This is a genomic window from Nocardia sp. NPDC004568 (assembly GCF_040609955.1).
Taxonomy (GTDB): domain Bacteria; phylum Actinomycetota; class Actinomycetes; order Mycobacteriales; family Mycobacteriaceae; genus Nocardia.
The window spans coordinates 1-6,195 of sequence record NZ_JBEXLL010000148.1 but is presented as its reverse complement, the minus strand read 5'-3'; the positions used below and the strand labels follow the sequence as shown (position 1 = coordinate 6,195).

Genomic DNA, 6,195 nt, shown 5'->3' with positions numbered 1-6,195 from the left:
CGGGCCCGCGCGCCGCCCCCCCCCCCCACCACCGTGGGAAGTTCGATCCGGCGACGCTCACCATGGCACCGGCCGGTGAGCGGCCGCCGAACGCGAGGTGACGACTCAGGCGTCGGCCGGAGTCTCCGCGGGCGCCTCGGCCGGGGCTTCCGCCGGAGCCTCGGTGCTCGGGGTGGCCTGCGCGAGCAGCTCCTGCTCCCACTCCGGCAGCGGCTCGGCGGCGCTCGCCTCGGGCTTGTCGTCGCCGCCGGAACGGCCGGCCCGGGCCTGCACACCCTCGGCCACCGCGGAGGCGACGACCTTGGTGAGCAGCGCGGCGGAACGGATCGCGTCGTCGTTGCCCGGGATCGGGTAGTCGACCAGGTCGGGATCGCAGTTGGTGTCCAGGATCGCGATGACCGGGATGTTCAGCTTGCGCGCCTCGCCGACGGCGATGTGCTCCTTGTTGGTGTCGACGACCCAGATGGCCGACGGCACCTTCTGCATGTCCCGGATACCACCGAGGGTGCGGTCCAGCTTGTTCATCTCACGCGTGAGCATGAGGATTTCCTTCTTGGTGCGACCCTCGAACCCACCGGTCTGCTCCATGGCCTCGAGTTCCTTGAGGCGCTGCAGACGCTTGTGCACGGTGGAGAAGTTGGTGAGCATGCCGCCGAGCCAGCGCTGGTTCACATACGGCATACCGACCCGGGTGGCCTCGGCCGCGATGGACTCCTGCGCCTGCTTCTTGGTGCCGACGAACAGGACGGTGCCGCCGTGGGCGACGGTCTCCTTGACGAATTCGTAGGCCTTGTCGATGTAGGTCAGCGTCTGCTGCAGATCGATGATGTAGATGCCGTTGCGGTCGGTGAAGATGAACCGCTTCATCTTCGGGTTCCAGCGACGGGTCTGGTGTCCGAAATGCGCGCCGCTGTCGAGCAGCTGCTTCATGGTTACGACAGCCATGGCTCTCGTATCTCTCTTTCGTTGCCGGTTGACGCAGCGGGCCGGCGGCCTGCTGCCCTGGCACCACAGAACGCTCGGACCCGATCGGTGATCGGGACCAGCCGAGACGTCCCCTGTTCCGGAATGCGCCGGCCTTCGCCGGTTCCGGCAGGAACTCGGTGGGGCAGCGCGATGAACAAGCACGGTGGTGCGCGAAGTCGGTCGTGCGAACACGGACCGCTCGGCCAGTTTACGGCGTGGGCTGCGCGAACCGGAAATCGCCCGGTCGGATCGTCGATGGACCGCGCCCTCCGGCCACCGGAATGAAACGGCAATTGTTCACAGAGGCGAGTTGTCCACAGGTGCCGGAATTGCGGGTTCCGCGTAGCTCACGGCCCCAGCAGGCTGAGCATATGACCTGCGAAACCACTCACACCGCGGCAACCGGCACGCCGGCGGGGGGCGCCGGACTCCCGCCCGCACCGCGGAGCCGGCCACATATCGCGCGCCGGCACGGACCGGCGTCCACCGCCGACCATCCGACCCGCCCCCTGCCGGCATGGCCGCGGCGCATCACGGAGCAGCCGTCCCGCGATATCCGCCGCGGCCGCGGCGCCGGGCGAGGCATCGGGCCCGGACGCGGCACGGCCACGGTCCCGGTGGACGATTCCGGCACACGCGAAGATCGCGAATCCCGGCGCACGGCCGGTCGGCACCGGTCGGCACCGGACCACCTCGGGGAACCTGCGGCGCCCGGGCCGTCCCCGGTCCCGGGACCGAGCGATCTGACCCGCCGGGCGAGGCGGTACGAGCGGAGGCTGACCCACCGGTCGGCCGCGTCCCCCGAGCGCGGCCGGCCCGACACCGGCTCACCGCATTCCGACGGTGTGCGAGGGGCACAGCCGAGCACGCCGATACGCACGACCCGCTTCCCGGTGATCCGACCTCGTTCGACACCGTTCCCCGGGAGCACACCGGCCCGCCACACGCCCGGCCGCCACGTGCGGCGTTCTCCCGGGCGGAACCCGATTCGCGGACCCGGGGTGGACGGCACACACCTCACCGTTTCCGGCACACCACGGCGGCGACCGGCCCGCCGCGGGCCCACCGGCCGTCGACGGAGCCTGGACAGCTTGATCGGTGCCGCGCTCACCACGGTGTTCATCGCATTCCCGCTCGGTCCGGGGCCCACAGCCGCCGCGCTTCCGGCCGATTTCGATTCCGCCGTGATCGCGCATTCCGGCTCCACGAGCGGCCGGATGGCAACCGGTACCGGCCCGGCGATCAACCGTTCGGTCGCCCCACCCTTCGGCGACGTTCCCGCGACGGCATGGGTACGTGACTCTCCGCTCCCCGCAGGAGTGTCGAGCCCGGATCCGGCGGCCGCCGAAGTAGTCGCTCCCGGCCCGCCACCACCCGCGGGCGCTTCTACCGCGCCCCCGGTCGAAGTTCTGTTCGGCCCATCCCTCCCCGAGGGAACCATGCCCGCCGAGCCGGATATCGGGCAGTCGAACGAGGTGGCCCGCCGATCACCGACCGGGTCGAGCCGGGCCGGTGGCTGTGGGCCGGGTTCGAGTTCGGGATCGGCCACCGGGTCGGGCGCGGTGTGCCGGGTTCTTCCCGTGCTCGAAGCGCTGGTGAGCGAATTCGTCCGGCTCTTACCGCGACCGGTACCAGCGCCGCGTCCGTGCCCCGACCGCGAGCGGTGAGACCCGGCCCCACCGAACCGGGCGGGCCGAGGTGGTCCGCCCGGTCCGGCGGGTCGGTTCGTGGGCCGGCAGTGGTGATCCTCGCGGTCGCCGCCCTGCTCTCCTCCGGTTCCGCGGCGGCGGCGCCGGAGACCGGGTTCGACTGGCCGCTGCGTCCGCGCCCGATGGTCGAACGGCCGTTCGACCCACCCGACCAGGACTGGCTGCCCGGCCATCGCGGTGTCGACCTGGGCGGTACACCCGGTCAGGCGGTCTATGCGGCCGGACCGGGGATCGTGGTGTTCGCCGGCGAGGTGGCGGGCAGGCCGGTGGTGGCGATACTCCACGACGGCGGGCTGCGAACCACGTACGAACCGGTGGATGCAGAGATCTCGCCGGGTCGGCGAGTCACCCGCCGGACTCGAATCGGGGTACTGGCCGCGGGCCACGCCGGGTGCCGGGCGCCGGCCTGCTTGCACTGGGGGTTACGCCGGGAGAGCACCGCGCACGCGTCCCGCGAATATCTCGACCCGCTCGGGTTGTTGGGAAGGGCGCCCATCAGGCTGAAGCCGGTGGGCCACGGCACTCCCGCGGCCGAAGGGTGAACGGCCGCCGCGGTCATCGGACGAATGTGCCGAGCGCGATTCTCAACCCGGCGGGATCGGGCGCGCGATCACGTAGCCGGCGATGACCAGCGCGGCAACCGTCACGGCAATGGCGACCGCGCCGAGGGTGCCCGTCGCGGAACCGCCCGCGTCGAGGCGGAGCCGGCGGCTGCGCCGGTAGCCCAGTGCGGCGACCGACAGGAGGACGAGGGAGGCGATACCCGGCAGGAGCGCGGCCGGATCCCACTTCTCGGCCACCACGAGACGTAGAAGCAGGAGATCGACGATCAGGCACGCCAGACAGGTGCGCCGCCACGACAGCGCCGTACGCTCCGCCGCCAATCGGAGTTCGGTCGAATCGGTCACGACACCGTCCTCAGTGCAGTAGTACGGCCAGGCACGCGAGAATCGCCACGAACGCTGTCCCGACGGCCAGGATCGGCACCAGCACCGTGCCCGGTAGCGGCCGTCCTTCGTCCATCGCGGCCCGGACCCGCCGCCAATGCACATACGCGCCGACCGCGAGGACCAGCGACAGCAGCAGACAGCTGACCGCCAGTACGGTACGGAAATCCACACTCCACTGTTCCTGCACCACCGCGTGCACCGCGACCCCACCGGCCAGCAACCCGAGCGCGGTGCGGATCCAGGCAAGAAAGGTCCGTTCGTTGGCGAGCGTGAACCTGTAGTCGACCGGCTCCGCCCCGCGGTCCGTCTCCTCCCGCGCGGAACTCATCGGGCGGCCGTGCCGGTCGTGGTCTGCACGCTCACCTCCCGAGTACCGGTCCGCCGCGGTGGGGCGGCTCCGCTGGACAGCGTAGGCCCCGTACTTCGGCGAATCCAGCTTCCAGCCGACGGCCCGCCGGATACCGTCGGCCGGCTGCTGGTGCGCTCGCCGAGCGCACCAGACATCAGCCCGAGCCGACCGGACACACCACCAGCAGTCCGAGCCGCAGTCCGAGTCTCGGGTCCACCATAGGACCGGGCATATGGACCGTTCGTGATTCAGGCGCGGGGGTGGGCCTGGTCGTGGGCTTTTCGCAGACGGTCGATGGAGACGTGGGTGTAGAGCTGCGTGGTCGCGAGGCTGGCGTGCCCCAGGAGTTCCTGTACCACCCGCAGATCGGCGCCGCCCTCGAGAAGGTGGGTGGCCGCCGTATGGCGGAGACCGTGCGGACCCAGGTCGGCGGTGCCCGGGACGGCGGACACCACAGCGTGCACCACCGTCCGGGCCTGCCGCTGATCGAGGCGTCGGCCGCGCCGGCCCAGGAGCAGCGCGCGGCCGGACTCGGACGTGGCCAGGACGGGCCGGCCGTAGCGCAGCCATTCGCCCACCGCGTGGTCGGCGGGACCACCGAACGGCGCGGACCGCTCCCGGTTGCCCTTGCCCAGGACGCGCACCAACCTCCGCTCCCGGTCGATATCGTCGATATCGAGTCCGCACAGTTCGCCGACGCGGATCCCGGTGGCGTACAGCAGTTCGACGATGAGCCGATCCCGCAGCGCCATCGGGTCGTGCTGTTCGGCGCCCGATTGCGCGGCGTTCATCACCCGGCCCGCCTGCTCTTGGCCGAGGACGGCGGGCAGGCTGCGGTGAGCCTTGGGTGCGGCGAGACGGAGGCCGGGGTCCACGGTCAGCCGGCCGGTCCGGGTCAGCCATGCCGTGAACGCCCGCGCAGCCGAAGCCCGCCGAGCCATACTGGTACGGGCGGCGCCACGCTCCGCGTGCGACGCCAGCCAGGCGCGCATGGCCGGTAGATCCAGCTCGCGTACGGAGGCGTCGGCGGCATGGTCGACGAGATGCGCGAGCAATGAGCGGATATCGCCGAGGTAGGCGCGCACCGTATGGGCCGACCGGTTGCGACCGAGCCGCAGATGCCGCCCGTATTCGGTCAGCAGGGCTTCCAGATCCTCGGGCAATTCACGCACCGCCCCACCGTCGTCCGCCCGGCACCGAACCGCAAGCCCACGCGCCGCCGCGTTGCCGGGCGCACCTCTCCGCCCTCCGGTAAGCCGCCGCCCGCGACCCCGTACGGCCCCGACCGCTTCCGCACAACCTCTCGGCCGCACCCACACCGCCTCGGCCCTCCCCCCGCACGCTCCGAACCACCCGAACCGTCCCCGCCTTCCCGGAGGCCGGGAGCCTCGCCGACGTGACCGGGCGAAGGAACGCGGCGGCTCGCCCCTCCCCACGCACACTCCTAACCACGCGAACCATCCCCACCTTCTCGCCCCTCCCCACACACCCTCCAACCACCCAAACCATCCCCACCTTCTCGCCCCTCCCCACACACCCTCCAACCACCCAAACCATCCCCACCTTCTCGACCGCACCGCATACCGTCCCGTACCGGGGCGACCGGTCGTGGCGCACCGACCAGGCAGACGCGGCGGATCGGCCGAGACTCGCCGGTAGACCGTCCAGAAGACCGAGCGCGAACCACCGCCCTCCTCGCACCAGCGGCGAGCCGGGTCGGCGGGCCGGGTCGGCGGGCCGGGTCGGCGGCTTCGAGGAACGTGGCGAAGCAACCGCTCTGCTGTGATCGCCCGCTGCTGCTGTCGGCGAAGACGCGCGGGTACAGCAGCGGCTCGATGTCGCCCGACAACGCTCAGCTCTCATCGCGCCGCCGCGTCGCCCCGGTTCGGAGGCCGACGGTCCTGTTCGGTTGCCCTCCGCAGCGCGACCGACCACCGTCTCCGTCTCTCGCAGCAGCGGGCATCCACACCGAGCGCGGCCTTCGACGTCCGGGCGGCGAAAGCTCCGGCGGGGCCGGCTCCCGGGGACAGGCCACCGGAGCCTGGTGGTTTTTCGATCGGTGCACCGTGTTCGACCGCCACCATGGCGGACGCAACGATCGCCGTGCCCGGCGCCGATCTCGACTCGGCGGCAGCCCGGGCAGCCCCTGTTCGGCGGGGATGCGGGCGGCGCCGGAGCCGAAGAACTCTTCGGCGCCGGCGACCGACATGTCGAGGACTTC

Annotated in this window: 5 protein-coding genes; 1 reads left to right on the top strand and 4 read right to left on the bottom strand. The window is 71.7% G+C overall.

The window, feature by feature from the left end:
- Positions 1–105 precede the first annotated feature (105 nt).
- Positions 106–945, bottom strand: a complete 840-nt coding sequence (rpsB, locus tag ABZV91_RS31910) for a 30S ribosomal protein S2 (protein WP_063059661.1) — start codon at positions 943–945, stop codon at positions 106–108.
- 1,765 nt (positions 946–2,710) lie between these two features.
- Here rpsB and ABZV91_RS31905 point away from each other — a divergent pair.
- Entirely contained in the window at positions 2,711–3,217 is a 507-nt protein-coding gene (locus ABZV91_RS31905) for a M23 family metallopeptidase (RefSeq protein ID WP_355249438.1), read from the top strand.
- Between the two features lie 42 nt (positions 3,218–3,259).
- Here ABZV91_RS31905 and ABZV91_RS31900 read toward each other — a convergent pair whose 3' ends face one another.
- From ABZV91_RS31900 to ABZV91_RS31890, 3 genes are all read right to left on the bottom strand, one after another.
- Entirely contained in the window at positions 3,260–3,583 is a 324-nt protein-coding gene (locus ABZV91_RS31900; RefSeq protein WP_355249437.1) for a DUF202 domain-containing protein, read from the bottom strand.
- A gap of 10 nt (positions 3,584–3,593) precedes the next feature.
- Positions 3,594–3,953, bottom strand: a complete 360-nt coding sequence (locus ABZV91_RS31895; protein ID WP_355249436.1) for a DUF202 domain-containing protein — start codon at positions 3,951–3,953, stop codon at positions 3,594–3,596.
- Between the two features lie 269 nt (positions 3,954–4,222).
- Entirely contained in the window at positions 4,223–5,146 is a 924-nt protein-coding gene (locus tag ABZV91_RS31890; protein ID WP_355249435.1) for a tyrosine recombinase XerC, read from the bottom strand.
- Positions 5,147–6,195 lie beyond the last annotated feature (1,049 nt).

Excerpts from the sequence above, each read along its gene's own strand:
- ABZV91_RS31895 (WP_355249436.1), bottom strand. The coding sequence starts at position 3,953 with ATGAGTTCCGCGCGGGAGGAGACGGACCGCGGGGCGGAGCCGGTCGAC.
- rpsB (WP_063059661.1), bottom strand. The coding sequence starts at position 945 with ATGGCTGTCGTAACCATGAAGCAGCTGCTCGACAGCGGCGCGCATTTC.